Origin of the sequence: Pseudorhizobium tarimense (assembly GCF_022968135.1) — a bacterium.
GTDB lineage: Bacteria > Pseudomonadota > Alphaproteobacteria > Rhizobiales > Rhizobiaceae > Neorhizobium > Neorhizobium tarimense.
In genome coordinates, this window is the sequence record NZ_JALJRA010000002.1 from 142,625 (window position 1) to 169,113 (window position 26,489).

At 60.8% G+C, this 26,489-nt stretch carries 33 protein-coding genes and 1 pseudogene; 23 read left to right on the forward strand and 11 right to left on the reverse strand.

Annotated features, from left to right (window positions below; all coding sequences use genetic code 11):
* Window position 1 precedes the first annotated feature (1 nt).
* From MUU54_RS02985 to MUU54_RS03030, 10 genes are all read left to right on the forward strand, one after another.
* Window positions 2–262, forward strand: a complete 261-nt coding sequence (locus MUU54_RS02985; protein ID WP_247242557.1) for a hypothetical protein — start codon at window positions 2–4, stop codon at window positions 260–262.
* Window positions 249–644 carry a GPW/gp25 family protein gene (locus MUU54_RS02990; protein ID WP_247242558.1) on the forward strand — a complete coding sequence of 132 codons (396 nt, stop codon included), beginning with the start codon at window positions 249–251 and terminating at the stop codon, window positions 642–644. Before MUU54_RS02985 ends, MUU54_RS02990 begins: the two co-directional genes overlap by 14 nt.
* Window positions 645–663: 19 nt before the next feature.
* Entirely contained in the window at window positions 664–1,551 is an 888-nt protein-coding gene (locus MUU54_RS02995; RefSeq protein ID WP_247242559.1) for a baseplate J/gp47 family protein, read from the forward strand.
* Window positions 1,551–2,669: a phage tail protein gene (locus MUU54_RS03000; RefSeq protein WP_247242560.1), complete on the forward strand. Its 1,119-nt coding sequence runs from the start codon at window positions 1,551–1,553 to the stop codon at window positions 2,667–2,669. The genes MUU54_RS02995 and MUU54_RS03000 overlap by 1 nt, the downstream gene beginning before the upstream one ends.
* The gene (locus tag MUU54_RS03005; protein ID WP_247242561.1) at window positions 2,669–5,881 is read left to right on the forward strand and encodes a DUF4815 domain-containing protein; all 3,213 of its coding nucleotides are present in this window, start codon (window positions 2,669–2,671) and stop codon (window positions 5,879–5,881) included. The genes MUU54_RS03000 and MUU54_RS03005 overlap by 1 nt, the downstream gene beginning before the upstream one ends.
* Before the next feature lie 9 nt (window positions 5,882–5,890).
* Window positions 5,891–6,886, forward strand: coding sequence for a hypothetical protein (locus tag MUU54_RS03010; RefSeq protein WP_247242562.1), 996 nt, complete (start codon window positions 5,891–5,893; stop codon window positions 6,884–6,886).
* A gap of 5 nt (window positions 6,887–6,891) precedes the next feature.
* Window positions 6,892–7,473, forward strand: coding sequence for a hypothetical protein (locus MUU54_RS03015; protein WP_247242563.1), 582 nt, complete (start codon window positions 6,892–6,894; stop codon window positions 7,471–7,473).
* A gap of 117 nt (window positions 7,474–7,590) precedes the next feature.
* Window positions 7,591–7,797, forward strand: coding sequence for a DUF4376 domain-containing protein (locus MUU54_RS03020; RefSeq protein ID WP_247242564.1), 207 nt, complete (start codon window positions 7,591–7,593; stop codon window positions 7,795–7,797).
* Between the two features lie 104 nt (window positions 7,798–7,901).
* Window positions 7,902–9,131 carry a phage tail sheath protein gene (locus MUU54_RS03025; RefSeq protein ID WP_247242565.1) on the forward strand — a complete coding sequence of 410 codons (1,230 nt, stop codon included), beginning with the start codon at window positions 7,902–7,904 and terminating at the stop codon, window positions 9,129–9,131.
* Between the two features lie 23 nt (window positions 9,132–9,154).
* Window positions 9,155–9,679 (forward strand): phage major tail tube protein, encoded by a 525-nt coding sequence (locus MUU54_RS03030; RefSeq protein ID WP_247242566.1) that lies wholly within the window; start codon window positions 9,155–9,157, stop codon window positions 9,677–9,679.
* An 18-nt stretch (window positions 9,680–9,697) separates the two neighbouring features.
* Here the strand turns inward: MUU54_RS03030 and MUU54_RS03035 are convergent, their stop codons facing one another.
* A complete protein-coding gene (locus MUU54_RS03035) occupies window positions 9,698–10,018 on the reverse strand; it encodes a hypothetical protein (RefSeq protein ID WP_247242567.1) in 321 nt (106 codons plus the stop codon).
* Between the two features lie 68 nt (window positions 10,019–10,086).
* On the opposite strand from MUU54_RS03035, the gene MUU54_RS03040 reads away from it, so the two are divergent.
* The 5 genes from MUU54_RS03040 (at window position 10,087) to MUU54_RS03060 (ending at window position 14,537) form a co-directional block, all read left to right on the forward strand.
* Complete coding sequence (locus MUU54_RS03040; protein WP_247242568.1) at window positions 10,087–10,338, forward strand: phage tail assembly protein; 252 nt, start codon at window positions 10,087–10,089, stop codon at window positions 10,336–10,338.
* A gap of 145 nt (window positions 10,339–10,483) precedes the next feature.
* A complete protein-coding gene (locus MUU54_RS03045) occupies window positions 10,484–12,688 on the forward strand; it encodes a phage tail tape measure protein (protein WP_247242569.1) in 2,205 nt (734 codons plus the stop codon).
* Entirely contained in the window at window positions 12,688–13,122 is a 435-nt protein-coding gene (locus tag MUU54_RS03050; RefSeq protein WP_247242570.1) for a phage tail protein, read from the forward strand. Before MUU54_RS03045 ends, MUU54_RS03050 begins: the two co-directional genes overlap by 1 nt.
* Window positions 13,123–13,125: 3 nt before the next feature.
* Window positions 13,126–13,353 (forward strand): tail protein X, encoded by a 228-nt coding sequence (locus MUU54_RS03055; protein ID WP_247242571.1) that lies wholly within the window; start codon window positions 13,126–13,128, stop codon window positions 13,351–13,353.
* 2 nt (window positions 13,354–13,355) lie between these two features.
* Window positions 13,356–14,537: a phage late control D family protein gene (locus MUU54_RS03060; protein ID WP_247242572.1), complete on the forward strand. Its 1,182-nt coding sequence runs from the start codon at window positions 13,356–13,358 to the stop codon at window positions 14,535–14,537.
* A gap of 39 nt (window positions 14,538–14,576) precedes the next feature.
* Here the strand turns inward: MUU54_RS03060 and MUU54_RS03065 are convergent, their stop codons facing one another.
* Together MUU54_RS03065 and MUU54_RS03070 are read right to left on the reverse strand one after the other, a co-directional pair.
* On the reverse strand, window positions 14,577–15,053 hold the full coding sequence (locus MUU54_RS03065; protein ID WP_247242573.1) for a thermonuclease family protein: 477 nt from the start codon (window positions 15,051–15,053) through the stop codon (window positions 14,577–14,579).
* A complete protein-coding gene (locus MUU54_RS03070) occupies window positions 15,047–15,277 on the reverse strand; it encodes an excalibur calcium-binding domain-containing protein (RefSeq protein WP_312038798.1) in 231 nt (76 codons plus the stop codon). The genes MUU54_RS03065 and MUU54_RS03070 overlap by 7 nt, the downstream gene beginning before the upstream one ends.
* Window positions 15,278–15,442: 165 nt before the next feature.
* Between MUU54_RS03070 and MUU54_RS03075 the strand changes: the two genes are divergently transcribed.
* From MUU54_RS03075 to MUU54_RS03090, 4 genes are read left to right on the forward strand one after another with little or no spacing between them, the layout of a single operon-like run.
* A complete protein-coding gene (locus MUU54_RS03075; RefSeq protein ID WP_247242574.1) occupies window positions 15,443–16,456 on the forward strand; it encodes a glycoside hydrolase family 19 protein in 1,014 nt (337 codons plus the stop codon).
* 1 nt (window position 16,457) lies between these two features.
* A complete protein-coding gene (locus tag MUU54_RS03080) occupies window positions 16,458–16,985 on the forward strand; it encodes a 3TM-type holin (protein ID WP_247242575.1) in 528 nt (175 codons plus the stop codon).
* The gene (locus MUU54_RS03085; protein ID WP_247242576.1) at window positions 16,982–17,440 is read left to right on the forward strand and encodes a hypothetical protein; all 459 of its coding nucleotides are present in this window, start codon (window positions 16,982–16,984) and stop codon (window positions 17,438–17,440) included. The genes MUU54_RS03080 and MUU54_RS03085 overlap by 4 nt, the downstream gene beginning before the upstream one ends.
* A complete protein-coding gene (locus MUU54_RS03090) occupies window positions 17,440–17,793 on the forward strand; it encodes a hypothetical protein (RefSeq protein WP_247242577.1) in 354 nt (117 codons plus the stop codon). The genes MUU54_RS03085 and MUU54_RS03090 overlap by 1 nt, the downstream gene beginning before the upstream one ends.
* A 157-nt stretch (window positions 17,794–17,950) precedes the next feature.
* Here MUU54_RS03090 and MUU54_RS03095 read toward each other — a convergent pair whose 3' ends face one another.
* From MUU54_RS03095 to MUU54_RS03120, 6 genes are all read right to left on the reverse strand, one after another.
* On the reverse strand, window positions 17,951–18,163 hold the full coding sequence (locus MUU54_RS03095) for a hypothetical protein (RefSeq protein WP_247242578.1): 213 nt from the start codon (window positions 18,161–18,163) through the stop codon (window positions 17,951–17,953).
* Window positions 18,164–18,199: 36 nt separating this feature from the next.
* Window positions 18,200–18,514 carry a hypothetical protein gene (locus MUU54_RS03100; RefSeq protein WP_247242579.1) on the reverse strand — a complete coding sequence of 105 codons (315 nt, stop codon included), beginning with the start codon at window positions 18,512–18,514 and terminating at the stop codon, window positions 18,200–18,202.
* Window positions 18,515–18,817: 303 nt separating this feature from the next.
* On the reverse strand, window positions 18,818–19,909 hold the full coding sequence (locus tag MUU54_RS03105) for a DNA cytosine methyltransferase (protein ID WP_247242580.1): 1,092 nt from the start codon (window positions 19,907–19,909) through the stop codon (window positions 18,818–18,820).
* A complete protein-coding gene (locus MUU54_RS03110) occupies window positions 19,906–20,610 on the reverse strand; it encodes an MAE_28990/MAE_18760 family HEPN-like nuclease (protein ID WP_247242581.1) in 705 nt (234 codons plus the stop codon). Before MUU54_RS03110 ends, MUU54_RS03105 begins: the two co-directional genes overlap by 4 nt.
* Window positions 20,607–21,704 carry a DUF262 domain-containing protein gene (locus tag MUU54_RS03115; protein ID WP_247242582.1) on the reverse strand — a complete coding sequence of 366 codons (1,098 nt, stop codon included), beginning with the start codon at window positions 21,702–21,704 and terminating at the stop codon, window positions 20,607–20,609. The genes MUU54_RS03110 and MUU54_RS03115 overlap by 4 nt, the downstream gene beginning before the upstream one ends.
* Window positions 21,705–22,077: 373 nt before the next feature.
* Complete coding sequence (locus MUU54_RS03120; protein ID WP_247242583.1) at window positions 22,078–22,329, reverse strand: YMGG-like glycine zipper-containing protein; 252 nt, start codon at window positions 22,327–22,329, stop codon at window positions 22,078–22,080.
* Window positions 22,330–22,519: 190 nt separating this feature from the next.
* On the opposite strand from MUU54_RS03120, the gene MUU54_RS03125 reads away from it, so the two are divergent.
* From MUU54_RS03125 to MUU54_RS03135, 3 genes are all read left to right on the forward strand, one after another.
* Complete coding sequence (locus MUU54_RS03125) at window positions 22,520–22,717, forward strand: hypothetical protein (RefSeq protein ID WP_247242584.1); 198 nt, start codon at window positions 22,520–22,522, stop codon at window positions 22,715–22,717.
* 228 nt (window positions 22,718–22,945) lie between these two features.
* Entirely contained in the window at window positions 22,946–23,164 is a 219-nt protein-coding gene (locus MUU54_RS03130; protein ID WP_247242585.1) for a hypothetical protein, read from the forward strand.
* Between the two features lie 85 nt (window positions 23,165–23,249).
* Window positions 23,250–23,561, forward strand: coding sequence for a hypothetical protein (locus tag MUU54_RS03135; RefSeq protein ID WP_247242586.1), 312 nt, complete (start codon window positions 23,250–23,252; stop codon window positions 23,559–23,561).
* A 19-nt stretch (window positions 23,562–23,580) separates the two neighbouring features.
* Here MUU54_RS03135 and MUU54_RS03140 read toward each other — a convergent pair whose 3' ends face one another.
* Window positions 23,581–24,039: a YbaK/EbsC family protein gene (locus MUU54_RS03140; protein WP_247242587.1), complete on the reverse strand. Its 459-nt coding sequence runs from the start codon at window positions 24,037–24,039 to the stop codon at window positions 23,581–23,583.
* Window positions 24,040–24,487: 448 nt separating this feature from the next.
* On the opposite strand from MUU54_RS03140, the gene MUU54_RS03145 reads away from it, so the two are divergent.
* Window positions 24,488–24,697 (forward strand): cold-shock protein, encoded by a 210-nt coding sequence (locus MUU54_RS03145; protein WP_077548527.1) that lies wholly within the window; start codon window positions 24,488–24,490, stop codon window positions 24,695–24,697.
* Window positions 24,698–25,069: 372 nt separating this feature from the next.
* On the opposite strand, the pseudogene MUU54_RS03150 reads toward MUU54_RS03145, so the two are convergent.
* Window positions 25,070–26,459, reverse strand: a pseudogene (locus MUU54_RS03150) (dipeptidase).
* Window positions 26,460–26,489: the final 30 nt, after the last annotated feature.

The following is a 26,489-nucleotide window of genomic DNA, read 5'->3' on the forward strand; positions in this document are numbered from 1 at the left end:
AATGAAGAAGGCAATCCCCTTGCCGGCAAAGGCCGGCGAGACGACGGCTGGTGTCGCGGATGGCAAGACCGAGTTTCGGATCAGGCCGGGCATCAAGTGGATCAACGGCCGGCCGGTGCGGGATCAGAAGACCGTCCGGCTGACCGATCAAGAGGCCGCCTATGATCTGGGCCTCTCGCGGATCTCGCCGGCAGATCAGCCCGCGCCGGCTGACTGGCCGTCCGAAGCGCCTGCCGGTGGCAACGGCGATGGCGGGAATTGATCGCCGCACGGGCGCCGTCATCAACAACCTCTCCTCTGCCTTTCAGGGGGTCGAGGTGACGCTCACGACGCCGCTTGCCAGCCGTGTCATGCGCCGCGAATTCGGTGCTGGCGTGGTCGACATCCTCGGCCGCGCCATCACGCCCACGCTTTTTGCAACGTGGATGCAGCTGGTCGCCACGGCGATAGACATCTGGGAGGCGCGCTTTGCGGTTCGCCGCATCGTCCCAACCGGATCGACAGACGAGATCAGGACCGGCCGCGCCGGCTTGCTGATCGAGGCCGATTACCGACCGCGCGGCCATCTCGGCGATTTCACCGTCGAGCGGGTTGTCGGCTTCACCGTCAGTTTCGGACGCGGAATCACCGTCCGGACTGCCTGACCCTATGGAGGCTCCGGACATGACAACCGATCCCTTCGACCTCAGTCTTTTGCCGGCGCCCGGCGTCATCGAAGACCTGAAATATGACAGCATCCTTTCGCGCCAGCGGTCAAAGTTCATGGAGGTCTGGGAGGCGGTTCGCGCCGCTAACCCCGGCGCCCTCCTGCCGGCCTATGATGTCGAGCTGCTGGAGACTGACCCGGCGATGATCGGCAACGAGGCCGAGACCTACCGCGAGACCGTCCTTCGGGCCCGCATCAACGACGCAGTCCGGGCGAACCTTCTGGCTTTCGCCACGGGCAGCGACCTCGATCATCTCGGCGCATTCTATGACCAATTCCGGATGGCCGGTGAAGGCGACGATCGCTTTGCAAGTCGTGTCATTCTTGCCATTCAGGGCCGATCCACCGGGGGCACCGAGCCCCGCTATCGTCTGGTTGCGCTCTCGGCAGACACCAGCGTCGCGGACGTCATCGTTTATACCAAGGGTCGCAGCCCGCTGATCCATGTGGCCGTCTATTCGACCGCGCCGGATGGCGTCGCGTCTCCGGCGCTCCTGGCGAAGGTGAATGCGGCGCTGCAGGCGCCGGGTGTCCGGATGGTCAATGACACGATTGTCGTCGCGTCGGCCGTCCGCAAGGTGGTCGACATCGAGGCCGATTACTGGCTGCTGCCGGAGGCCTCGGCAGACACGGCGACGGTCGCCGAAGATAATCTCAGGACGTCCTGGCTGGCTGTTCGAAGCCTTGGCCGGGATCTCACCGCAGCCTGGTGGACATCGAAGCTGATGGTGTCCGGCATGCACAAAGTCGCGCCGATCTCACCGCTTTCCGATGTGGTCGCCAACCCATCCGAGGCGATCTCGATCGGGACCGTCACCCTTCATAACCGTGGGCGCGCTTACTGATGCAGTCTCTTCTTCCAGACGGCTCCGGTCTGTTCGAAAAAGCATTCGAACAGTCATGGGCAGAACGTTGGCCGGCACTTGAGCGGGGCGCCGACGCCATTCGTGGCGCGAAGTTCAACCCGCCGCCATCGTTCCTGCCGTTTCTGGTCTATGAATACGGCCTGGGAGAGCTGACGCCTTACGTGCCCAACCATTATACTCTGGTTGTCGATCGCGAGGGTGTCGATTGGCAGAGAATCAGAGGAACGCCGGCGTCGGTCTACAAGGGCCTCGGCTGGCTCGGCTATACCGCCACGCTCGAAGATGCTTGGCATGGCCGCGTCTACTGGAACAGCACGCAGCTGCGCTTTCCTGACCTGCCCTCTCAGGACTTCCCTGACCTGGAGCGGATCGAAGGCATCACGCGGCTTTCTCTCCCGAAGCGGTCGGACCTGCGGCGAGGCGTCCACCAGTATGACGGCACGGCGCTGGTTGCGGATGGCGGCCGGCTCGATAACGCAATGCTGGAGCGAGAGAGCGGCGTGGCTTTCACGCCCGCCGGCACGCTCTGGTCATTCGGCCGCACCACGGAAGTCGAGCATGTCCTGAGCGAGGCTGAAGGCATGGCGATTGGCAACTGGATCGCAGTGCCGGAAGAGGCCGGCCTGAAGTGGATCGAGATGACCTACCCATGGGTGACCGCCACCTTCAAATGGGCCGACAATCCGATCAACCAGCGGCGCGCGCTGATGGCGGCATGGTTCGCGGGGCGGCGATTGTTCGTCACGCTGCGGGATGCAGCTGGCGAGGTCATTGGCCACCGGCGTTGCCGGGCCATTCATCCGGTCAACGCGCAATTTGGCGGGCGCTACAGCTTTGCCGGAGCCGGCTATTCGCCTGCAGCGGGCGGACGGCAGGTCTACATCGAAGCGATGACCGGTTTCGGGGATGCGGCCGGTGTTGAGGCCGCCTCGATCGAAATCACGGTAGGGGCGGAACTAGCGGCGGACATCAAGCCCGGCCGCCTCTGGCTTCAGCCTGACGAGCTGGTCGGCGGATCGCCGATCGCGGTCACTCCTGTTTCCATTCCGCTGCGCGCCACGGTGCGAGAGCAGCTCAAATTCCTGGTGAGGTTCTGATGTACGAACACGAGAGCGGCCTTCCCTTCGCCTATGACCGCGTCGGCAACAAACAAGAGCTTCAGAGCGTCGTATTCCATGGCGAGCGGCCGTTCATTCAAGGCGCCGAGCTGAACGATCTCCAGAAGATCGAGCGCAACCGGACGCGCCGTCTTGCTCGCCTGGTTGCCAAGGATGGCAACAGGATCGTCAGGGCCGATGCTGTCGTCGACAAAGAGACCAGGACCATCACGCTCACCTCAGGCGAGATCTATGTGGCCGGCGATATTTTTCCGGTTGCTGAAGGCGTGTTGACGGACGTGCCGATGGTTGGCCGCGTCGAGATCGGCGTGCGGCTGGTCAAGCAGTTCATCACGCACGAGGAAGATCCATCACTTGTCGGCCTAGTACCGGGATCTCTGGCTGAAGGTGAGCCTGGTGCGGCCCGCGAGGTCGCGTCGATCGCGTGGACCATGGAGGGCGACGGCGCAGAGGGCGAGTTCTATTCCGTCTACACGTTGCAGGACGGAACCATCCTCGACCAGACCGGCCCTTCCGCTCTTGATCCCGTCATCCAGCAGCTGGCGATCTACGACCGCCCGAACGGCAATTACATCGTCAGCGGCTGCAGGGTCACGGCTCTTGGCGCTGATAACGGAATGCAGCTCTTTTCCATCCAGGAGGGCGAGGCCAATATCAACGGCTTCAAGCGCACGCGATTAGCCGCCCTGAGGCATGCGGAGCCGCAGCTTTGGGAAGAGGCGGCAATTCCAGGGGAGACGCACATCTATCCCGGCGGGGCGTCCCACACTTTCAAGGTCGACTTCGCGCCGATCGGCGTCATCAATTCGATCCTGCTGACAAAGGAAAAGACGGCCACCGTCACTCGCGGCGCAGTTGCTCATGGCGCCGATGGCCTGTCGGACACCAGCGTGATCTCTGTTTCCGAAGTAAAGCAGGGTGCCACGGTCTACGCGGCAGGCACCAGCTGGAATCGGGTGAACAACGCGATCGACTGGGCACCGGCGGGACCGGAACCCGCAGCAGGTTCCAGCTACCAGGTGACCTACCGCTACCGCGAAGCCGTCGTTCCCGACAGCTTCAACGACCTTCAGATCACTGTTTCCGGTGGAGCTACGGGCGGCGAGATCATCGTCGCCTATACGCAGAAACTCCCGCGCATCGATCGCCTCGGCCTGAAGCAGGACGGTTCGCCGATCTACATCAAAGGCCAGCCGTCGAGGTTCAACCCGATGCCACCGCAAGTGCCGGCCGATGTGCTGGCTCTTTGCGAGGTTCGCAATGATTGGATGAATGCGCCCGCTGTGGTCAACGACGGGACGCGCTCGCTGCCCTATGAGGAGATGTGGCGGTACTTCAACCGCGTCCTGGATCTGGACCGCCTGGTGCAGCTGGAAAGGCTGAAGAGCGGGATCGACTCGCGTGAGCCGGTCGCCAAGAAAGGCATGTTCGTCGATCCACTGATTGACGACACCTACCGTGATCAAGGGGCGGCACAGTCCGGCGCCGTCGCCGATGGGATGCTGCAGCTTTCCATCACGCCTACCTTCTACCAAGCGCCGCTTTCCGAGCCGGTCATGCTGGATTGGACGGAAGAGGTGATCGTCCGGCAGGAGCTGAAGACAGCGTGCGAGAAGATCAATCCCTACGCCAACTTCAACCCGCTTCCCGGCACGATGAAGCTGACGCCTGCGGCGGACTTTTGGACCGTGAACCGCACCGACTGGACGTCTCCCGTCACGCAAGAGTTCAATCGCGGTGCCCGGACGGATCCCGGCCCGCTGCAAACCGTCTCGGCCGAGAACCAGCTGGTCGACCAACGGACGGAACTTCTGCAGTTCCTGCGGCAGATCAGCGTCGGCTTCACTATCAGCGGTCTTGGTGCCGGCGAGATCCTCCAGACGCTCACCTTTGACGGCATCAACGTGAAACCAGCCGGGGTGCAGACGGCGGACGGCAGCGGGAGAGTTTCCGGTTCCTTCACCATCCCCGAAGGCGTCACGGCCGGCAGCAAGGTCGTCAAGGCGGTCGGCGCGTCCGGTACCGAGGCGACGGCCATGTTCACCGGTCAAGGCACGATCGCGATCGACGTCATGCGGCGGGTCACCACCGTCAACAACTGGACGCAGCAGCAACTAATCCAGTGGGGCGGCGGCGGTGGCGTCGATCGCGGTATAAATGGCGAGGGCGGTTCATCCGATCCGCAGGCGCAGATGTTCGCGGTACCGGAGCTGAGGCAACTGGTTGGCGTCGACTTCCATGTCTGCGTGGTGGGTGATCAAGGCAATCATCTGCTTCTGGAGCAAGTGACGATCGACAACGGCTACCCGACCAGCGACGTGCAGGCCCAGGCCATTGTGCCGATGGCTGGCACGGTCGCGGGCGTCTGGAAGCAGGGGCGATATAGCCTTCCTGTGACAACGCCCGCAGATCGCAAGCACGCCTTCGTTATCAAGACGGATGACAACGAGCACTCTATCTCGCTTGCCGGTCTTGGAGACTTCGATGCGGCGGCGCAGAAGTGGGTGACCTCGCATCCCTATGTAACCGGCCCGCGCTTTTCCTCGGTCAACGCGGAGACGTGGACGGCGCACCAGGACGAGGCGCTAACCTTCCGCCTGATCGCGGCTCACTATGCGGTCACAACGAAGGTGGTCGATCTCGGTACCTACGATCTCGTCGATTGCTCTGACCTTCAGGTTCGGGCGGCTGTCGAGCTTCCTGGTGCCGGCTGCTCCGTCGTCTTCGAGATCGAGCGGACCAACGGCACGATCTACCGCCTGCTTCCGTTCCAGGTGCTTCAGTTGACGGAGTACCTGACGGAGACCGTGACGATGAGGGCGATCCTCACCGGCACGAACAAGCTCTCGCCGGTGCTGTTTGCACCTGTGCAGCTGGTGGCCGGCAAGATTGCCCAGCAGCTGACCTACATCACCCGCGCTTTCGACCTGGGCTCCGCAGTCCGCGTCGCCGCCTATTACAAGTCGTTCCTGCCGGGAGGTGCGACGGCTCAGATGCATTACTCCATCGACGGCGGCGCCTGGGTCAGCCTTCCGCTTGCAGAAACAGAGGCTCTCGCTTTCCCACTGTGGGTGGAGCGCAAGCACGAAAAGACGAACCTGACCGGCACGACAGCAAGGTTGAGGATCACAGCGACTGGCGGCCCTGCTGCCCGGCTGGCGATCGGCGATCTTGGCGCCGGCATTTTCTAAGGGAAGACGATGGCCGTCACAGACCACTTCCAGCTTCCTCTTCCGGACGAGGCTGACAATGTCGATCAGGAGTTCTATCGCCTGCAGCTTGTGTGGGCGATGGTCGACCTCATACTCTTTGAGCTGTCGCAAGCCGTCGCCAACAGAGCGGCGAAAGTCCATGAACACCCAATGACCGATATCTCAGGCCTGGTGGAAGCGCTGGCTGAGAAGATGTCGGCAGACGTCAGCTTCAGCCTCGATGATCTGGACGATGTCGAGGGAGCCACAGACGCTGCGACGAATTATCTCCTGGTGAAGGGGCCCGATGGCAAATATCGACCATCTTCGGCAGCGGCAGCGCTCGGCTCGCACCAGCACGCAGCGGGCGACATTCTTGGCTTGACGGAACAGATCAATGCCGTCGTCGCCAATCTCCGCGATGATGCTCCGGCTGCGCTAGACACATTGAAAGAGCTGGCAGCTGCTCTCAACAACGATCCCAACTTCGCCACCAGCATGGCGACGCTGATCGGACAGAAGTTCGATAAGCTGGGCGGTACGATCAGCGGAAACCTGACCGTATTGGGTGCCAGTGTCTTGGCAGGACGCCCAACCGTGCAAGGTGACCGCATCTACGTCGGACCGGATGGAGCATTCATGTACACGAACGGTAGTCCTTATGGACCCGTCTGGGAGGCGTGGGGGTCCTCATCAGCCTATAGCGCGATCAATGCTCGTATCGAGGCGCGTGCCGCTGCATACGCCGCGGATAAGGTTACCTCAGATACACTGGAGAACCGCGCGGTGGCGTGGGCCAATGACCGGGTCTCAAAGATCGCGATCCGTAGGGTCAGCAAAGGCGTCATCACCTATTCGTCCGGACAGCCGCAGGAGAAACCCGCACCGGCGGGGGCAGTCCTTACAGGGATCACCTACTCCAACAATGCGACCGACTTGGCATTTCACTACCATTTTCTTCAGTTGTACGATCCGGTTCGAGGCTGGATTGGAATGCAGGGGTAACGCTCATGGAGATTGTAAACTTCGGGTATTTTACGACGCGCGTCTCTGGCGGCGTCCTCTACCACACGAATGAAGACGGGTATGACTGGTACGATCTGCGTCTTGGTCTAACGACCTGGAATGAGCGTGGCGAATTCATCAGCTCTGTCTATGGTGCCTGGGCGATGGTCAATGTCGACGGTTTGATCACCAATGTGGAATATGACCCGTCCCGCCTCGTGCCCGACAATAAGACGGTGCTCGGGATCGACGCGGATTGGCAAAGCATTCAACCAAGCATGGTCTATGATGGGACTGTGATCTCAGAACCGCCGCCCGTCTCGGCTGAAGAACTTCGGGCAAAGATGCCGGCCATTAGCCGACGGCAACTGCGGCTGACCTTGGTCCGCAACGGCATCACACTTGATTCCGTAGTGGCAGCAGTCGACGCATTTCCGGAGGGTCCGAAAAGGGAAGAGGCCAGGATCGAGTGGGAGGACGGGCAGAGCTTTGAGCGACTGCATCCAACGCTGCTGATGATCGCGGAAGCTCTGGACCTAACGCCGGCGCAGGTCGATGCCATGTGGGCGGAAGCCATCGCCGCATAGCAGGAAGCAATCCGCCCTCCTGACCGACCCTCCACCAACGCGAGCTACTGGTCGCCGGCCTGACCTTCTGCTACCTTCACGCCGCCCGCTATAACGGACAAGGACACCGCCCGCGACATGCAGGCGGCCGGTATCACAGCCCCGGTACTGTTCTTCACCGACCGAGACAATCGCGACCATAACCTGACACCGGCACAGGTGGTCGACTTAGTTGATCAGGGCAAGGCCTACATGCAAGCTCTGCACGAGGCTAAGCGACTGATCAAGGCCATGGACCCAATCCCGGCCGACTATGCCGACGACGTCCACTGGCCGCCGGCGTAATCGTTCCAACCCTCGCCACCTTCTGAACTGACCCGCTTCCGGCGGGCTTTTCTTTGCCCTTCCAGCCCTTGGGCAAGGCTTTGCAAACATCCTAGGAGCCTATGATGTCCGATCCCGTGTTCGGCATGACTTTCTCGCGCCCAGATGATGAGCCCGTCCCGGTGCTGGGCGCGGACTTCTCGAAGGGCCTGCTCGTCGAAACCTCGGCTGATGCCGACAATACCGCCTTCCCGATCGGCGAGCCGATCCGGATTTCGACTGCCGACGCCGGCATGGTCGCCAAGCTCGGTACGGGGCTGCTGCGCGACGCCGTCAACGGCATCAATTCCCAGCTGAACGGTCTCAACGCCGGCGCCGATGTCACGATCTACCGCGTGGCAGAAGGTGCGACGGCCGCCGAGACGGCCGCGAACATCGCGACGGCACTGGCGCCGACGAATGTTGCCGCCATTCCCTCGGCCGTAAATGCGACGCCTCGCCTGGTCTGGGCGGGTCGTGGTGCCTATCGCGCCGACATGGAAACGGCCGGTCCGGTTCCGGCTGCTCTGCATGCCGCTTGCGAGCGGCTGCTTGGGGTCTCGGTCGTTGACGTCGACGACACGTCGGCTGCCAGTGCGATCGACGCCCGCGAAACTCTGAATTCCGAGCGCATCATGCCGGTTGGCGTGGCGGCTCGTGTCTATGAGGGCGCCAGCCTGGTCACGCGGCCGATGGGCCCGCGCGTCATTGGTCTCTTCCAGCGCGTCGACTCCGAGAACGATGGCAAGCCGTTTGACCCGATCGCCAACCGTCCGATCTACGGGATTGCCGGCCTGTCGCGTCAGATCCCGTTCTCGCTGCTCGATGGCTCGACCGAAGGGCAGCAGATGCTGGAAAGCGAGGTCTCGATCGTCGCGGCCGGCGAAAGCGGCGTTGACGGTGCGATCGCCGACGGCGGCTTCGTCTTCATCGGCACGGACAACACGACGACCGGCGAGCTGTGGAAGCAGATCCACCAGGTGCGCGGCACGGATTACATCACCGTCAAGATGATGCAGATCACGCGTCAGTTTCTCGGCCGCAAGGTTTCCGCAACGCGCACCGAAGCATGGCTCAACAGCCTGAAATTCATGCTGCGCGATCACACGGCCGACGAGGATATCCTCGGCGCGGACCTGAGGTTCCGGGCCGACAAGAACAGCCCGGAGGAGATCCGCCTCGGTCGCCTGACCGTCAATCTGGGGATCGAGCCGGCGCCTGCCTTCAAGGTCGCGCGGCATGAGGTCCGCCGGTACCGCGACGCCGTCGACGGGCTGGTGAACGACATCATCGCGCGTCTCTCCACCGTCAACTAAGCCGCTCGGAAGGATCTTCTCCCATGGCACAACTTGCTCTCTACCTGCTCACGGCTGTCGACCTTCGCCGGGTGTCGCAGCCGGACACGATGCGCGGCATCACCATTGCCTCGCTCACCCTTCCCGGCATCACGTTCGCCACTGGCGAGCACAATCCCGGCGGTGGCGTCATGGCCGTCAATTTCGCTCTTCCGCGCATCGAAGCCGTCGAGCCGGCCTTCTCCGCCAAGGGCATCGACACCGACGTCTTCAAGGGTATGAACGAAGTCGATCGCTGGGTGTTTGCCGGCAGCTACCTGAAGCGCGGCCCTGGTGGCGGCGGCGCGGTGCCCGGCCGGGCGATCATCGAAGGGGCGATCAACACCTGGGAGCCCGACGAAAGTGATCCGGCGGAGTTTCAGGGCTGCACCCATAGCTTCGCCGAGGTGACGCACTACGAATTCCACCTCGACGGGAAAGAGCTGTTCTATGTGGACTTCTGGGAGCGCATTCTTCGCGTTGACGGGGTCGATCACTTCGCCAGCCATCGCCGCGCGCTGGGTGGTTAATGAGAGTTCCGCAGGGCGTTAGCTGACGCCCTGCCCAGTCCAGAAATAGAAGGCGCCGGTCAAGACGAGGCCGAGATATGCTCCGAGGATGGTGCTGGCTATTTGCAGCCCTTTCATTCGCAAGGCACTGCAGACGACCAGCATCGCAAACAGCAAGCCAATGGCACTCAAGATCTGACTATTAGATCCAATTCCCACGAATAGCGCACCGGTTAGCAGGATAGAGCCGGCCGTTGCCACCGCTCCGCGCCAGTAGTCGGCTTTGCCGATACGGGCTCCGATTGCACCACCAATGATGGTGAACAGGAACAGCGCGGCGATCAGGTTAGCATCTTCCATTCCATAAACCTCGCTAGGGCTGCGCCGACAGGCTGCGCCAGTCTCTACGCAACCACAAGGAAAAGTAAATGTTGAACGTCACTGTCAAGCTGGCGGCTCCTATCCAAGACGGAGAGCGGACGATCAGCGAACTCACCTTTCGCGAAGCGGAGGTCGGCGATCTGATCGATGCGGCGAACTGCAGCAACGAAATGGAGCGAATCGCGACCGTAATGGCGGCCGTATCCGGCACTCCCCTTCCCGTCTTCCGAAAGATCAAGGCCCGCGACCTGAAGAACATCATGAAGCAGGTCGGCAACCTGGTGGGAAACGAAATCTGACGGCCGACTGGCTGGGTATGTCGATCTACGTCGGCCATTGGACGAACACGCCGCTGGACATGGTCTGGCGGTGGAAGCCGGCGCGCCTGCTTCAGGTTTTCACGCGCACACAGAAAATGTTTGAGAAGACCAAAGGATCGTGGTCATGACGACACATGAAAGCCGCCTGAAGATCACGCTGCTCGACCAGGTCACCGGGCGGGCGCGGGGGATCTCAGCCGCGCTCGGCGGCATAGAGCGTCAGGCGTCGTCCTTCACCGCGCCCTTTCGCACCCTCGGCGGGCAGCTTCTGGCCTTCGGTGGCGCCTATCTCGGCATCTCGGAAGGCATCAAGAGCACGGCCGGCGCGGCGATCGACTTCGAAAGCGCGTTCGCCGACGTCCGCAAGGTCGTCGATGCCAATGACGAACAGCTGGAAAACTTCAGGCGCACGATCCGGCAGATGTCGACCGAGCTGCCGATCGCGGCCAACGACATCGCGGCGCTCTTCGCCGCAGCGGGCGAATCCGGCGTCGCAACGCAGGACCTGAAGGCATTCTCGGAAATGGCCGCCCGCGTGGGGATCGCCTTCGATATGTCGGCCGGTGAAGCGGGCGAGAGCCTGGCGAAACTGAAAACGCAGCTCGGCCTGTCGGTGGCAGAGACAAGTGACATGGCGGACGCCATCAATCACCTGTCTAACAACATGGCATCGAAGGCGAAGGACATCACCCGCTATATGCTGCGGGTCGGTGCCCTTGCCGAGATGGGTGGCTTCACCAAAGAGCAGATCGCCGGGATCGGCAGTGCCATGATCGCGGCGGGTGCCGAGGCGGAAGTCGCCGGCACGGCGATGCAGAACGTCGTCAAGGCCCTGACGAAGGGCGAGTCGGCGAAGAAGTCGCAGAAGGAAGTGGCTGCAGCTCTCGGCCTCGATCTGCCGCAGATCGCAAAGGAGATGCAGAAGGACGCGCCGAAGGCGATGAAGAAGGTCCTGCAGGCGATCGCAAAGGCGCCGAAGGATCGACACATTGCCCTGCTCTCCGACTTCTTCGGCGACGAAGCAAAGGCCTTTGCCCCGCTGATCGGCAACATGGGGCTGCTGGAGCAGGCGCTCGACAGCGTCAGCGACCGCACGCGCTATGCCGGCTCGGCCTTCAACGAATTCGTCGAGCGGTCGAATACCGCGCAAAACACGCTCGATCTCCTCGGCAACAAGATCGCCAACCGCTTCTGGGAGATCGGCGATCGGATGCTCCCGACCATCAAGGAAGGGGCGCAGGCGATCGGCTATGTCATCGACACGCTCGACTCGCGTGTCTCCGTCTTCGACGAGATCGAGGCCGCGATGATGGGCTTTGCGAACGGGCTCGGCTATTCCGGCGTTCGCGAGATCGTCGATGACATGGGCGACCTGTTCTTCGGCAAGATCGATCCGACAGCCGGCGACCAGCTCGGCCGGATCTTCATGCAAGCGAAAGAGTGGGGTGCTTCGATCCGCGAACTGAACGCGGCACTGAAGGAAAATCCGATCGCGCAATTCTTCGCTGATATTGCTCCCTACGGCTTGCAGATCATGCTGTGGGGCGCCGGAATCGCATTCCTTGCGGGTACGATCCGGACCCTTGCCGGTGCACTGATGTTGCTCAGCGGTGCCTCTGCCATCATCGGTGCCCTAAAAACGGTAGGCTCAATTGCGGACGTTCTTTCAGGCGGGACATTCCCCAAGGGAGGGGGCGGAAAACCCTCAAAGGGTGGCCGATCCTCTCCCGTAGCGGGTGGCGGCGATGGTGTCTGGGGAAATCTTGCTGCAATCGGCACATGGTTCAAAGGGCTCGGTGTCGCGGCCGCACCGGGATTGATGGCGGGCGCTCTATCGGCGACGCCTGGCGACACGTTGGAAGATCAAGTTCGTCTGCAGAAGCAGTACCGAGAGGATCTTCAGCGCGTTCTTGGGCTAACCAAAGACGAGAACGGCCAGAACTTCTGGGATCGTTCGTTCGGTCAATCGACGCCTTCCTCTGTCGCTGCTCAAATGGCTTTAGATGCGGCACGAGGTGCAAGGCAGTTTGGTATCGGCGGCAACACCACGGAAACCCTACCCGGAAAGACGGCGGACGATCTGGGCATCGGCCAGCCGATCAAGCTCGACGCGGCCAGCATCGACGCGATGACGCAGCCGCGCGGGACGCAGGACGTCAACGTCCTCAATCCTCGACCGGCGCCCAACGTCAATCTGAGCGTCACCGTGCCGGTCTACGGCGTCACCGATCCGGAAGAACTGGCAAGTCGGGTCTCTGGCATCGTCGGCCAGAGGCTGCGCGACGAGGTCGCCGGCATCTATGCCGACACGGAATATGGAGTTGCCTGATGCTGTATCTGATCGGGGCGCTGAACCTCGACACGCGGCCCTTCAGCGTCGAAGAGGTCCAGCGGACGATGTCGGCCGACTTCGCCGACAAGCCGATCGTGGGCGGCAGGATCGCCCGCGAATTCATGGGCGAAGGGGAAGACAAGCTGATGCTGTCCGGCCAGCTCCTGCCCTTCAAGACGGGCGGCCTGACCGAGCTGGAGCTTGCCAAGAGCATGATGCTGGCCGGCCGGCCGCAGCCTGTCCTGCGCGGCGATGGGGCTCGTCTCGGATGGTTCACGATCGACAAGATCTCGGAAGGCCACAAGGAACTGATGCGCGACGGCGTGGGCTTCTTCATCCGGCATTCGATCGAGATGACGAAGGTCAGTGCGGAGGGCGGTTCGCCCTCCGTCATCGGCAATATCCTCTCCCTCTTCGGACTGCTGGAGTAGACCATGCCGCAAACATTCCAGATCCGCCGCGAGGGCATGACCGTGGAGCTTCTGCTCCACCAGGCCTACGGCGTCGAGGGGCGCTCGCTCCTTGAAGAAACCCTGCGGAAAAATCCCGGCCTTTCGAGCCTCGGCACGATCCTGCCGCTCGGCACGGTCCTGACCATCCCAGACAAGCCGGCCGCCAATGCGGCCGTCTTCAAGCCCGTTGTCTCCCTCTTCGGAAACTGATCATGCCCTGGACAGTGGATTGGAAAGTCTTCGTCGACGGCGAGGACGTGACGTCGGCCATGCAGCCCTTCCTGATGAAGATCTCGATCTCAGACAAGGATGGCTCGGCCAGCGACACCTGCAGCCTCGAACTCGACGACAGCGGCGGCCAGCTGAAGCTGCCGGCAGAAGGGGCGAGCGTCGAAGTATTTCTGCAGGGCATTTCAGCCTTCAGCGGGAAGGTCGACAGCGTTCGCTCCAAGGGTGCGCGCGGAAGCGGCCGGTCGCTCTCGGTCGGCGCCAAGAGCTTCGATGTGAAGGGCAAGGCGAAAGAGCCGCAGTCACACCATATGGACGATGCGAGCCTTCAGCAGTTCCTCGACAAGGCGGCCAAGGGTGCCGGGCTGAAGGGGATCACCATCGATCCCGCCTTTGCCGGTATCGTGCGTGACTACTGGTCGGCTAGCTCCGAGAGCTTTCTTCATCTCGGCCAGAAACTGGCGCGCGAGCTAGGCGGTACCTTCAAGATCCGAGGCGACCAGGCGGTGCTCGCAAAGCGCGGACAGGGACTGAGCGCAATGGGGCAACCTCTTCCGACAATCGTCGGCATTGCTCCGCCTCCCAACTCGACGGACGGCAATGTCATCAACTGGGATATCGCGCCTCTGGAAGGTCGGGCGAAGTTCGCCCGCACCAAAGCCCGATACTTCGACCGCGCCTCCGCGAGCTTCAAGGAGATCGAGGTCGAGACGGGTGTCGAGGCGGAGGCCGCCAGCGAGGTACGCACGACGGTTGCCGACAAGGATCAGGCCAAGGCTGTCGCCGAGGGGCGCAAGACCAACAGCGAACGCGAAGGCGGTCAGGGATCGGTCGAGATGGATCTCGACGCGACGGCGCAGGCGGAGGGCACCTTCATCATGAAGGGCGCCCGGCCGGGCATCGATGGTGTCTACCGGATCAGCGGCGTCGACAAGAAAGCCGATCGCTCCGGCGGGGCAACGATGCGGCTGGAGATCAAGCAGCCGACCGAGGGGGCCGGCAAGGATGATCGTCAGCCGTCGACCGACAAGACCGGCACCTTCGCCGGTGGCGAGGGTGGAACATCCGGCGGGGCAGCTGGTGGCGTGAATACTTCACCCGCTCAGGGCCGATCGGACAGTTTCGCAGAATACAACCGCCGATATGGGCGAACCGATGAGAATTAACCTAGCCCAAGGCGAGGGCGCAGGGCCGCGCAGAATAGCTCACTGCTTGCGTGCATCCCACGGAGCATCGAACTTACCTTGCCAGATGCCTGCCTTTTCGGCCTCAGCCTCCTTTTCGGCCTGGGCATAGGCGCCCTTGCTGTATCGCTTGTAGTCTAAAGCATGGCCTGATCGGACCATCCACTCGGCGACACTGGCCCCATCGGCACGGAAGCAATCTGCCACCATACGGTGGTAACGGTCCCATTCGATGAATTCGCACCTTGTCGGACGTGAGGCAGCAAGGAAACCGTCTAGCGCGTTAGCGGCAACTTGGCCGCATCTGTACATCTTTCCGCTGGCCTCCCAGCAGCCTTGCCAGCTTTCTGGCGCGTCTATCCCCTGAATGCGGATGCGCTGGCCGGCGATCTCTACCGTGTCACCGTCAACGACAGAAGCTCTCCCAACAAGCGGCCCCTGAGCTAACGCAGGTACGGCTGTCAGAGCAAGAAGCGCGATTGCAATGGCCCTCAGCATAGTTTCTCGCAGGGAATGCCGTCGGAATCGCCATCGAGGCGACCGCCCCAAGAGCAGTTTGCAAGATACCACTCCGCCTCTTCGCAAGACTGGATGCGACCACAAGTCTTTCTGGGTTGGCAGGACCAGCTTTGCGCAGTCTCCGAACCCCGCCAAGGCGTCATCGGCCCATCAATTGCGACCGATGGAGCTGCTGCCAAGAGCGCTACGAGTAAAGTTGGCATGTTCCCCCTCCCTAGGTTGTGGGGGAACAAAGCATTTCGTGAAGTGACAGTCCAGATAGGTACTCACGTTTTCCAGCTGTGGCTGCGGTTTAGCATCCTGCAAACACGATAGCCGAGCGGACCGCTCCAAGCCCTTCAACAACACCATCAACATGGAGAGAACAGATGAACCTGCCCATCACGGCGGAGCAAATTCGCTTGGCTGCAAAGAACAAGGGGAGCGAGGCAAACCTCAACTCGGTCCTTACCTCGCTCGACCGCTATGCCGTCGACGTCGGCCTCGACCGGCTGCATCGCCTGGTACATTACCTGGCGCAGCTGATGCACGAGAGCGGTTCCTTCAAGTGGGATCAGGAGATCTGGGGCCCGACGCCGGCGCAGCAGCGATACGACACCCGCACAGATCTCGGCAACACACCGGAGAAGGATGGCGACGGCCACAAGTATCGTGGTCGCGGCCCGATCCAGCTGACGGGGAAGGCAAATTATGCCTCCTTCCGCGAATGGTGCCGTGAGCGCGGCTATAACTGCCCAGACTTCGTCAAGAGCCCGGATGCGGTCAACACCGATCCATGGGAAGGGCTTGTGCCGATCTGTTACTGGACGACTCGCAATCTCAACCAGTGGGCCGACCAGAATGACATCGAGACGATCACGCGCAAGATCAACGGCGGCAAGAATGGCCTCGCCGATCGGATGGACTATTACGGTCGGCTTGCCCTCGTCGTCTGCGGTTATGGCGTCAGCTCCGGCGAGGTCGAGCGGTTTCAGCGCGATCACGGGCTTGCGGCCGACGGCGATGTCGGGCCGAAGACGCGGGCTGCGCTTCACACGCGCCTGGTCGCGCTGGGCGGTGGCGCCGGCGCCGGCGTCCGATCGGCGCCTGTCGTGGAAGAGACCATCGTCGAGAAAGAGGTGACCGTTTCGGTACCTGTCGACCGGCCAGTCGTGCCAGCGCAGGTCGAAAAGGAAGTGCGCCAGAAAACCAACTGGGTCACTGGGATCTTCGGCACGGGTGGCATTGCTGCGACGGCGTTGACCTGGCTTGCCGGGATGGATCGGGACTCTCTCATTCTGATGGGCGTTCTCTTCGTCTTCGCCATGGCTGTGATCCTGCTCGGCGGAGAATGGATCATCCGCCGCGTCAAGGCGCTGCGCCGCGAAATCGAGGGGGTGTGACATGGGGCCGATCGTTTCTATCCTGATCGGCGCTGCGGCGAAGGCCGGGGCGCCGATCGTCAAGGGCATCCTGGAGAAGCAGCTCGGCGGCAGGGCTGGCGAGATCGGCGGGACCGTCATCGATGCGATCGCCGAGAAAGCCGGCGTGACGCCGGAGAAGATCCCTTCTCTGCCGGAGCCCCAGATTGAGGCGGCCGTGCTGGCGGTCGAGCAGCAGTCGCCTGAGCTGATCCTCGCTCATGTCGAGGCGCAGAAGGAGGCAAACCGCCTGCAGCTCGCCGAGATGAGCAAGGAAGGGCGGTTCGGCTGGATGTGGCGGCCGGCCGGCATGTGGCTGATGCTGGTCTGCGTCGCTTGGCTGATGTTCCTGCGGCCGCTGTTCAACGCCCTTCTCTGGGGGTTGGGCTCGACGGTACAGGTCGAGGTCGGGCTCGACATCACCAACTTCCTCGCGATCTTCACGATCTATACCGGACTTTACATGGGCGGAAACACCCTTATCCGCACGGTGAAGAAGGCGCCGTCATGATCGTGCTCCGCCGCGTCTATGATGGGGTGGCAGACCACTTCAAGATCCGCGCTTCGGAGTGGGTGATGCTTTGGCCCGCATTCGGGCTCTGGTTCGTGCTGCAGCTCGATCCGGACATGTTTACGACCTCTCCCTCCTTTGCGGTTCTCGCGGACTGGGGGGAGGAATCTACCTGGGCGTGGTTCCTGTCCGGGTGCGGTCTTGCTCGCCTATTTGCTCTCACCATCAACGGCACGTTCCGGGGGTTCGTCTTCTCGCCGCATATCCGGGCGACCGCATCTCTGATCGGCGCGGCTGTCTGGTCTCAAGTCACTCTCGGCTTCCTGATGGCCTGGTTGACGACCGGCGGCGCGCCCTCCGGGGTGATCGGCTGGTCGACGATGGTCTTGCTCGAAATCTTCAATACGCATCGGTCCTGGGCTGATGTTGGAAAGCAGGGATTGGATGCGGGCTGATGGACTGGGCAGCGTTGGACTATGAGAAGATCGCAAACGCTATCGTCATCCTCGTCGTCGGACTGGCGGCAGGTCTCGGGCTCAAGTCCGGTCGCAGCGGTCGGCGGTCGACAACGAACACTGGAGGGGACGCCGTTGAGATCGCCGGCGCTCTGATCGACAGCAGCACGGCCAAAGCTCTCGAGGCCGGCGTGAAGTCGCTTTCTTCCGCGGTGGAGGCGGCCTCAGTCGAAAACCTGAACTACCGGAAGTCGATGGAGCGGGCGGTCGAGGATCTGACCGACGCGCTGAAGGAAGTCACCCACGCGCTTGCTTCGCTGAAGGAGGAGATCATCCGCAGCAAGCGCGGGTAGGAAGTGCTGATTAGCAAACAGGGCCGCTCCGGAGACGGGGCGGCCCTTTTTGCTTGATGGTACTAGAACCAGCCGAAGAGCTGCGCCGGGTGGCCGACGAGGCTGCCGATCCCGGCGAGGATAGAGATTCCGAAGAGGGCATAGATCAGCCAGTCCTTCATCCATTCGCGACGCGAAACGTAATCGACCAGTTGCGCCCCTTGTAATAGCCTTCGCCCATCCGGTCCATCTCTAGGAAGGATAGTGCTTCATCCAGATCCTTAGCGGGGACGTGCTTCGCCATCAAGGCGATCGCATCCTCGACCGTCATCTTCCGCTCGACTGAAGCTGATGGTGATGTGAAGCGGATGTGGATGAAGCGTGCAGGCATGCGCAGCGACATAGTCTGCGGCAGGGAATAGGCAAGCTACCTCTTCGCCGGCTTCAGCGGCGGCTCCAAGCCGTACATCCGCTGCATCCACTTGCGGCGCTCCTCGCCGGTCCCGCTTTCCGTCGACATGATCCTGGCGCCCTGCCGGATCCTGACCAGTTCATCCTCGTTGTGATGCGGGAGGAGGGTGCGGAACATCGCCTGGGCACCCATGACGTTGTTGCAGCCGCCAAGCGGCTCGCCGATCACGGAGCCAACTTGGTCGACGCGCTCGATCATGAAGGTGAAGGGATTGTGAGGATCTCGTCGATCCCAGTGCTTCGGTATGCCCACGGCGGCTGTCTCTCGCATTGAGACCGCCGCACCGGTCGAAGGATTTCCCGCCGCCACTCGGGTGGAGGAGAAATGGCGCCGGAGATCGAAACCGTCAACCGGTCCATTAGCGCTTCCACAAGAAGAACAGGGAGATAACATGCTGCACGGATTTTGCACGCACGTGCACGTCATTTCGCGCTTTGTTCTACTTGCTCATGCAGGTTCGCGCCAAGCCTCTAATTAAGCTGTGACAGCGGAATGTCTGAGAAATAAGGGAAGTGATGGTGCTGCTAGAGAGATTTGAACTCTCGGCCTCTCCCTTACCAAGGGAGTGCTCTATCAGGCTGATTTCTTAATGATTGGCTTTGCTGTCCGAGCCACATGCTCCGTGAGGACGGAGCCGATCGTCTCACCTAGCGGAACAGGGACGGCATTCCCTATGAGGCGCCCCAGCGTGGCGAAGCTTACCCTATCCCCGTTCCGGATAAACTTGTAGTTGCGGGGGAAGCCTTGCAGCATTGCGGCTTCTCGAAGAGTAATCGCTCGGTCTTGTGCTGGATGGCCGAACCTTCCATTCCCGTAGCCAAAGGCCTGAGTGGTAATAGTCGGTGCCGGCGCATCCCATTCCATTCGGCCGTAGACTGAAGGATATGTTGAGCCCGTTGACCTTTCATGGCAGGCCGCGAGAAGTCTCTCAGGCCAATCTCGCCAGGTGCCGCCTGGTTTGGATGCCCTGATGCGTTCTAGATTTAACGAACTAAGGCGACAGGCTCGATGAAGGGGATCTTCAGGATGGACTTCACCTGCAGCAAGCTCTGGAAGGCCTCCGATTGTTTGGCGAACCGTCACGCGAGGCAGGTCAGATGAAGGGAGCGATACCGGGCCGAACCGGGATGCCAACAGCACGAGCCTCTTGCGCGTCTGAGGTAGCCCCAAAGTCTGACACTCCACCACGGCATAATGTACCCAGTACCGTTTTTCTAGCTCGTCAACGAAGTTGGTGAAGACCTCTTGCGTTGCCAATGGCGGCACATTTTCCATCGTCACCAAGTCAGGTGATAGCTCCTTTACAAGCTCGGAAAATCGTTCCACCAGTCTCCAGTCGTCAGGGTGACTTTTCCTTTTCGCAGATCTGTCGCCAGCGCGCTTTGCCTTACGAGAATAAGTGGAAAACGGCTGGCATGGTGCGCAGCCTGCCAGCAGCGTGACGGGTGCGTCGTCGAGTGCTTTCCGGATCACGCTCGCCGGCATCTGACCAACATCCGCATGAAGGAACTTAGCCCCATTGTTAGCTTCGAACGGATATTGGCAGTCAGGGTCCTTGTCGACGCCCAACCGGACATCAATGCCGGCTCGTTCCAATCCGTGCGTTAGTCCGCCAACCCCGCAAAAGAGATCGACGGCTACGATTTTGTCTTCAGAGGTGGTCATGCTGCAGGTACGCGAAGGAATTGTTTGGCGTCCAGGTAGCTGTTGAATGATGTCACGACGTCTTTCATGTACTCGATCACCGCGCCATGGAGGAATTCCAGCTGGCCTGTGGAAAGCGCCGAGGCTGCATCCACAAAGGACAGGTTACCATGCGCTAGCTGATTCCTCATGTGGCGTACATACAGCATGGGCGGCTTCTGGTCCATGAAATGCACCACGCACGCCTGGGTCTCAACATCTTCCCTGATAGCTAGCCGGCACGTTAGCGTTTCCGCAATGGCCCTGATCTCCTTGTGAGACCAATTGGACTCCTTTTTGGCAATATAAGTTGAGCCAATCTGTCTCCTTCCAGATGCTTCCGCAATGACACGGACCATCCGCTCCACGCGATCACTGCTGTCTAGTTCCTGCTCAGTGGCTGCGCGATGTCGAAGCCACGCGATAAATACCCCGTCGTGCCAGTCGTGGGGATTGTGCGCCCGCGTATTTGCAGCAACGTCGTCGATTACCTTCGCCATCACCGACTCGATTACGTTGTAGAGGTGGACGAGGAAGCCGCTTTTCAAGATGTTGACGTGCTCAGTATCCACAGGACGTCCACCAGAGCGATTCAGTGCTGACTCATGCAGATCCTCGATAAAGGCGAGGTGCTTTTCCACCTCCCTGCAACGAAGAGTGAAAAGTTCTTCGAATTCTCTCATTGTTCGGTAAGCCGCGCGAGGACGAATCCGATTCTGTTCTGTAGTTTTGATCTCACATTCGCGGCGTCAGAAGTGGTGATCTCTTGGAATTCCTCGCCGTCAATCCAGCCACTGACGTCCACCGATTGGTTCTCGATTTCCGGCCTCTGCCTAAGGGCGAGGGCGCTTCCAACTGCAATGGCCTCAAACCTGACGCGTGGTACTTGAGTGCCTTTAGAGGTTTTTCTGAAGCCATTCGGGAAGTTCCGGTGGACGAAACTGAGGGTCCGCAGAAAGTCCTCCTTCAGAGCTGCTGGATAGCCAGGATCATCCTCTGCCCTTGCGTTAGCTTCCTTGACGAAATCGAAGATGTACTCACGCGGCCGATCTTTCCACCCAGGAAAGAGCACCGCGCCATCCTCGACTACCGCGCGATCGAGGAAAGTGAAGAATCGAGCCGTAAGCTCTTCACGCTCTCTTTCGGCGACTAGTTTTTCCGCTATCGGGGTGAGGCTTGCGAAGAGCCCATCGTCAGCGCAATCTTCAATCAGCGACGAGATTGGGCCGGGTAGGGCACCGCGTCGCACTTCGGCTTCATTTGCCTTTGTCCCGCCAGTGTTGATGCGGTTAAACATCTCTGTGCGGGTAGCCTCACCCACCGAATTATCGAGCACGATTCCTCTTATGACTCGGCCGAGAAACTTCCGCTTCCTCGCTGTAGTCAGTTCATTGAACGTGAACCCTTCGAGGGATTGAAGTAGTTGAAGCCCTTTGAGCTTTGACGTCCCATCAATGAAACGCTGCAGTGTCCGTAGACGCTGAGAACCGTCAACAATCTCCAGTCTTCCATCGTCGGCCTGCCATAGAAAGAGGAATGGGATAGGTAGTCCAATGAGCACCGATTCGACGAATCGCGACTGAGCGTATTCCTTCCATACAAAGTTCCTCTGGTAACCTGGGACGAAGTACTCCTCATCCCGTACCTTGCTCACAAGAAACTCGACGGTGAAGTCGGTCACGAGGAACTTGACCGAAAGCTCGAGTTCCTCAATTTCTCGCTCAGCTTCCTGAATTTGTTGGTCGGTGAACCGGGTCGGCCGGCTTTTCCTAGGCATGGAAGGCTCCTCGTTTTTCTCGCCATGCTGCGCGTAATTGGTTGTAAACCGGTATACAAAACACGGCAGAGACGCGAGCCAAAACGCCTACGCGATCACGTTCTTCACCAGAATTCGCGGAACGTTGGCCTTGCGATATAGAACGGGACGGATACAGATCTTGCTAACTCTTAGATTATTCCGCTGAATTCTAGAGACTTTGTCAGTCTCCCCAGGCCCTTCGATGCCTTCTTAGGGTCGTGGAGGAGGCTTGGATCGTGGCTGCTGAACCGGCAACTTCGGTAACCGAGTGCAACGAATTCAGCGAGATAGCGCTAAGGGGATGTTAAGGAGAACGGGCCGAGCCAGCGCCTGCTGACCCGGCCAGTTCCGATCAGCACTCGTCGATATAGCGGTTGCCGTAGCGGTCGCGGTAGTAGCAGCGGCCGGGCTGATCCTGCACGCTTCCGATCAGTGCGCCGCCAACGCCGCCTACCGCTGCTCCAACGGCCGCGCCGCGAACGTCGCCGCTAACCGCACCGCCTACAACGGCGCCCGTGGCGGCGCCAATACCCGCGCCGCGCTCCGTTGCCGTGCAGGCGGCCAGCGAGGCGGTCATGCAAGTGATAGCGAGGATCTTTTTCATCGTTTTCTCCCTTGGTTGACGAGGAGGTGAACCATACGGGCGAGCTGTTGTTTCATCCGGTGGAGAAAAAATAGAGGCCGGGCGACTCGTTAAGGATGAAGTTTGATGTTCTGCGCCAACCGGAAGCATCGCCGCGGAACCATGCAAGGGATGGGTCGTTCCGACTCCGATAGCTAAGGAGGACTAAAAGATGCCAAATAAAGAACCGATCCCCAATCCGACTCCGGAGACCCCTCGCGGTCCCACGCCTACGCCCGGCATTCCCGACAGAACTCAAGGCGAGCCGCCTTTGACGCCGGTCCAGAACCCGGGGGACAACAAGAACCCTCAGGACCCGAACCTCAACCCGGCGCTCCTGCCCATCGGAGATCCAGCAGGCGCGGCATGACGTTCGTCGGCGTGACAGACGCTTTGCCTGTCGCGTCGATGCCTCGCCATTCTGCTGAGAAGGGAACTTGCTGAAGACTGAAATGTTGAGGGCGATCCGGCCCAGTTGGTCGTATCCGCAAGTTCTACACAAGTTGGCCTTCATAAAGCCAAGTTTGAAGCGGCGAAATCCCTTCTCGGGACGGGACTCGAAGAATCGATTAGGCCGCAACAGCATGGGGAGGTTGGTGTGCCTACACAGGTGGTTCGCAATCCGGTTGGTCCGGACCAGCTCAACATGCTGCAGCAGGTCTTCGACCAGGCCTGCATTGAGCACAATATCAACAAGGCGAGCCCTGACGGCGAGGCGCTGGCGCTGATCCTTGTCCATTCCATGCAGAAGGGGCTGAGCGAGAAGGAAAAGCTGGAGTCTCTGGCGCACATTCTTGCAGAAAGCCGCGAGCCTTAAGCCGGCACCCTTGCTCGCCTCGGCCAGCGGAACCTATTGCATCGTTATCAGTTGATCGGGCTGTTGAAGAACGATGGAGGCCGGCATGGCGGAAACGACGGGAAGCGTAAAGCCTCTGGGCAGCACGGAGCAGGATCAGAGCGAACAGGTCGGCCGCGAGATCGCAAGCTTGCGGACGGAAATCGCCGCACTGCGTGAGCGTCTGTCCGAGCGCGCCGGTAGCGCCGCGACCTATCTCCAGGAAGAAGCCAACTCGGTCGCCGGAGCCATTCGCGAGCATCCGGCAACGGCGACGACGTTATTCACCCTCGTCGGCGCCGTAGGCTTCGCTATCGGATATCTGGTGGGCGCACAGTCAGTCGAGAACCGCAGCGCCTGGTATCGCCGCTACTACTAACCTCCGACACACATCCAGACTAGCTGGAAACGTCGACCCACTGGGCGCCAACAAGTTCTAACATGCGCTGCGGTTGGATCCGCAGCGCAGCATTCGGTGCGCCCGCTGCCGGAATAACCTCTGCGAAGCGTTCGAGCGAAATGTCACAATAGACGGCGACTTCGGATGGCAGCCCGAAAGGGCAGACGCCGCCGACAGGGTGACTGGTTACGGCCACCACCTCGTCGCCCGACAGCATTCGCGGCTTTGCCCCGAACTGGTCGCGGAATTTCCGGTTGTCCAGGCGCGCCGTACCGGCCATGACGATCACCAGAATGCTCTCGCCCGCCTTCACGCAAATCGTTTTGGCAATCTGTTCCGGGAGGACCTGATGTGCTGCAGCAGCGAGCGCAACCGTAGCCGAGCTTTCCTGCGTCTCCAGGACTTCGATGTCGGGTGCATGTGTGGCGAGGAATGCGCGGACGGTGTCGAGGCTCATGGGGATGCAGGAATAGAAGCAACATCGCCGGGTGGCAAGCGGGCGCGCGTTTTCCGTAGTTATGCGAAAGTCGCAATGCTGCAGTGCAAAAGTGTGGCTGTTTGTCGAGCATGGATCCTGTATGGTCAAAACATCGACAGACGCACTTCTCCTCCCAGCGTCTTTCGATGGGACTGGCAACACCTCCTCCTCCCGGTTGCTGGTCAGTTTTGGAAACCCGGCGCTCCTCCTCCCGCGCCGGGTTTTCTGTTTTGGCAGAGGCTAGATTTAGCGGGTGCCAGCGTTCTTGACAGACCGTCCACCCGCTTCTATCTCCTCCGCATCGCTATTTGTTGATAAGACTGATCTAAGCACCGCCGGTGCTCTCGACTACTTTCCTTCAAATACGAAACCACCCGTTCCAGCCATGCTGGAGCATCGCCGATATTTGCAAGAGAAAGGCATCGATATGGCTACCGGTACTGTTAAGTGGTTCAACGCAACCAAGGGCTACGGCTTCATCCAGCCGGACGACGGCTCGGCCGACGTTTTCGTTCACATCTCCGCTGTTGAGCGCGCTGGCATGAGCTCGCTGAACGACGGTCAGAAGCTCTCCTACGAGCTCGTAACGGATCGTCGCTCGGGCAAGGTCGCCGCAGATCAGCTGCAGGCTGCTTAATCTCGCTCGCTAGAGCACGACACTTGAAAAGGCCGGCTTCGTCCGGCCTTTTTGTATTTTAGGACTTGCAAATTAACGAGCACTTCCCCATCTCATGCTCAGCGGCATTTCCGGCGCAGTGAGCAAATGCGGGAGACCGCGCCATTGCAGCGACGGTTTGCATATTCGTCTTTTACGAAGTGTTAACCAGTTGCGGCGATGATGATCGCCTGAGCCGCTGTTGGCCTCGTGCCTGAAGCGGACGCGCCGGAAATGCCTGTCTCTATTTCTGTGTGACCACGGATGTACTGGCACCTGAAGAAAATCGAGACGAGAAAAGGTCGGGTCTAGCCCGACCTTTTTGTTTTTCTGTACCTGCTGGCGCCCTTCAGCTCACTCCGCCAAGGCCGCGATGATGCGCGCCCAGGAGCGGATGCCCTTCTGGAAGGACTTCAGGTCGTACTTCTCGTTGGGAGAGTGGATCCGGTCGTCTACGAGGCCGAAGCCGACGAGCAGCGAATCCATGCCAAGCATTTTCTGGAAATCACCGACGATCGGGATCGAGCCGCCCATGCCGACCACGACGGCCGGGTTCGCCCACTCGTCTGAAAGCGCATCCTTCGCCTTGATCAGCACGGGCGAATCGTAAGAAAGCTGAATGGCCGGCGAACCGCCATGCTCGTGGAACTCGACTGGGCAATCCGTTGGAAGCTTGGAGCGGACATAGGCGCGGAAGCTCTCGCGGATCTTCGCCGGATCCTGTTGTCCGACGAGCCGGAACGAGACCTTGGCGGAGGCCTTGGCAGCAATGACGGTCTTGAAGCCTTCGCCGGTATAGCCACCCCAGATGCCGTTGACCTCGCAGGTCGGCCGCGCCCAAGTCAGTTCCAGAACGGAGCGCCCCTTTTCGCCGGAAGGAACCGACAGGCCTACTTCACCCAGGAAGCTTTCAGCCGTGCGTCCCAGCGTTTCCCAGCTCGCCTTGATGTTGGAGGGCGTCTCCTCCACGCCATCATAGAATCCTGGCAGCGTGACCCGCCCGGTCTCGTCTCGAAGGCCCGCCAGGATTTCCGTTAGGATATGGATCGGGTTCGCAGCAGCACCTCCGAAGAGACCTGAATGAAGGTCGCGATCTGCTGCAGAAATGGTCAGTTCCTCGCCGACCAGGCCGCGCAACGCTGCGGCGATGGCTGGCGTGTCACCGTCCCACATGCTGGTATCGCAGACGAGCGCGCAGCCGGCGGTCAGCTCTTTGGCGTTTGCTTCCAGGAACGGCTTCAGCGACGGCGAGCCTGACTCTTCTTCGCCTTCGAACAGGATGGTCACGCGAACCGGCAGCCTTCCATGCACCTCCTTATAGGCGCGGCAGGCTTCGACGAAGGTCATCAGCTGCCCCTTGTCGTCGGCTGTTCCGCGCCCGGTGATCACCTTGCGGCCGTTTCCGATGTCCTTGATGGTCGGCGCGAACGGATCATTCTCCCAAAGCTCGATAGGGTCGACGGGCTGGACGTCGTAGTGACCGTAGAACAGAACGTGGGGTGAGTCTGCCGTAGCGCCATCGTGATGCGCAACCACCATGGGATGGCCGGCCGTATCCCGGCATCGAGGCGTCGAAGCCGATCTCCGTGAGCGTTGCCACCAGCCATTCGGCTGCCTGGCGGCAGTCGGCCTTGTAGGCGGGGTCGGTAGAGATGGATTTGATGCGCACGAGATCGAATAGGCGCTCCAGGCTCTGCTCGATGTTCTTGTCGGCACGGTCGAGGACGGGAGAAAGATCGGTCATGGAGAATTCCTGTCTGCAAAAACAGGCGCG

Coding starts and splice junctions, on each gene's coding strand:
- MUU54_RS02985 (WP_247242557.1), top strand. CDS start 2: ATGAAGAAGGCAATCCCCTTGCCGGCAAAGGCCGGCGAGACGACGGCT.
- MUU54_RS02990 (WP_247242558.1), top strand. CDS start 249: ATGGCGGGAATTGATCGCCGCACGGGCGCCGTCATCAACAACCTCTCC.
- MUU54_RS02995 (WP_247242559.1), top strand. CDS start 664: ATGACAACCGATCCCTTCGACCTCAGTCTTTTGCCGGCGCCCGGCGTC.
- MUU54_RS03000 (WP_247242560.1), top strand. CDS start 1,551: ATGCAGTCTCTTCTTCCAGACGGCTCCGGTCTGTTCGAAAAAGCATTC.
- MUU54_RS03005 (WP_247242561.1), top strand. CDS start 2,669: ATGTACGAACACGAGAGCGGCCTTCCCTTCGCCTATGACCGCGTCGGC.
- MUU54_RS03010 (WP_247242562.1), top strand. CDS start 5,891: ATGGCCGTCACAGACCACTTCCAGCTTCCTCTTCCGGACGAGGCTGAC.
- MUU54_RS03015 (WP_247242563.1), top strand. CDS start 6,892: ATGGAGATTGTAAACTTCGGGTATTTTACGACGCGCGTCTCTGGCGGC.
- MUU54_RS03020 (WP_247242564.1), top strand. CDS start 7,591: ATGCAGGCGGCCGGTATCACAGCCCCGGTACTGTTCTTCACCGACCGA.
- MUU54_RS03025 (WP_247242565.1), top strand. CDS start 7,902: ATGTCCGATCCCGTGTTCGGCATGACTTTCTCGCGCCCAGATGATGAG.
- MUU54_RS03030 (WP_247242566.1), top strand. CDS start 9,155: ATGGCACAACTTGCTCTCTACCTGCTCACGGCTGTCGACCTTCGCCGG.
- MUU54_RS03035 (WP_247242567.1), bottom strand. CDS start 10,018: ATGGAAGATGCTAACCTGATCGCCGCGCTGTTCCTGTTCACCATCATT.
- MUU54_RS03040 (WP_247242568.1), top strand. CDS start 10,087: ATGTTGAACGTCACTGTCAAGCTGGCGGCTCCTATCCAAGACGGAGAG.
- MUU54_RS03045 (WP_247242569.1), top strand. CDS start 10,484: ATGACGACACATGAAAGCCGCCTGAAGATCACGCTGCTCGACCAGGTC.
- MUU54_RS03050 (WP_247242570.1), top strand. CDS start 12,688: ATGCTGTATCTGATCGGGGCGCTGAACCTCGACACGCGGCCCTTCAGC.
- MUU54_RS03055 (WP_247242571.1), top strand. CDS start 13,126: ATGCCGCAAACATTCCAGATCCGCCGCGAGGGCATGACCGTGGAGCTT.
- MUU54_RS03060 (WP_247242572.1), top strand. CDS start 13,356: ATGCCCTGGACAGTGGATTGGAAAGTCTTCGTCGACGGCGAGGACGTG.
- MUU54_RS03065 (WP_247242573.1), bottom strand. CDS start 15,053: ATGCTGAGGGCCATTGCAATCGCGCTTCTTGCTCTGACAGCCGTACCT.
- MUU54_RS03070 (WP_312038798.1), bottom strand. CDS start 15,277: ATGCCAACTTTACTCGTAGCGCTCTTGGCAGCAGCTCCATCGGTCGCA.
- MUU54_RS03075 (WP_247242574.1), top strand. CDS start 15,443: ATGAACCTGCCCATCACGGCGGAGCAAATTCGCTTGGCTGCAAAGAAC.
- MUU54_RS03080 (WP_247242575.1), top strand. CDS start 16,458: ATGGGGCCGATCGTTTCTATCCTGATCGGCGCTGCGGCGAAGGCCGGG.
- MUU54_RS03085 (WP_247242576.1), top strand. CDS start 16,982: ATGATCGTGCTCCGCCGCGTCTATGATGGGGTGGCAGACCACTTCAAG.
- MUU54_RS03090 (WP_247242577.1), top strand. CDS start 17,440: ATGGACTGGGCAGCGTTGGACTATGAGAAGATCGCAAACGCTATCGTC.
- MUU54_RS03095 (WP_247242578.1), bottom strand. CDS start 18,163: ATGCCTGCACGCTTCATCCACATCCGCTTCACATCACCATCAGCTTCA.
- MUU54_RS03100 (WP_247242579.1), bottom strand. CDS start 18,514: ATGCGAGAGACAGCCGCCGTGGGCATACCGAAGCACTGGGATCGACGA.
- MUU54_RS03105 (WP_247242580.1), bottom strand. CDS start 19,909: ATGACCACCTCTGAAGACAAAATCGTAGCCGTCGATCTCTTTTGCGGG.
- MUU54_RS03110 (WP_247242581.1), bottom strand. CDS start 20,610: ATGAGAGAATTCGAAGAACTTTTCACTCTTCGTTGCAGGGAGGTGGAA.
- MUU54_RS03115 (WP_247242582.1), bottom strand. CDS start 21,704: ATGCCTAGGAAAAGCCGGCCGACCCGGTTCACCGACCAACAAATTCAG.
- MUU54_RS03120 (WP_247242583.1), bottom strand. CDS start 22,329: ATGAAAAAGATCCTCGCTATCACTTGCATGACCGCCTCGCTGGCCGCC.
- MUU54_RS03125 (WP_247242584.1), top strand. CDS start 22,520: ATGCCAAATAAAGAACCGATCCCCAATCCGACTCCGGAGACCCCTCGC.
- MUU54_RS03135 (WP_247242586.1), top strand. CDS start 23,250: ATGGCGGAAACGACGGGAAGCGTAAAGCCTCTGGGCAGCACGGAGCAG.
- MUU54_RS03140 (WP_247242587.1), bottom strand. CDS start 24,039: ATGAGCCTCGACACCGTCCGCGCATTCCTCGCCACACATGCACCCGAC.
- MUU54_RS03145 (WP_077548527.1), top strand. CDS start 24,488: ATGGCTACCGGTACTGTTAAGTGGTTCAACGCAACCAAGGGCTACGGC.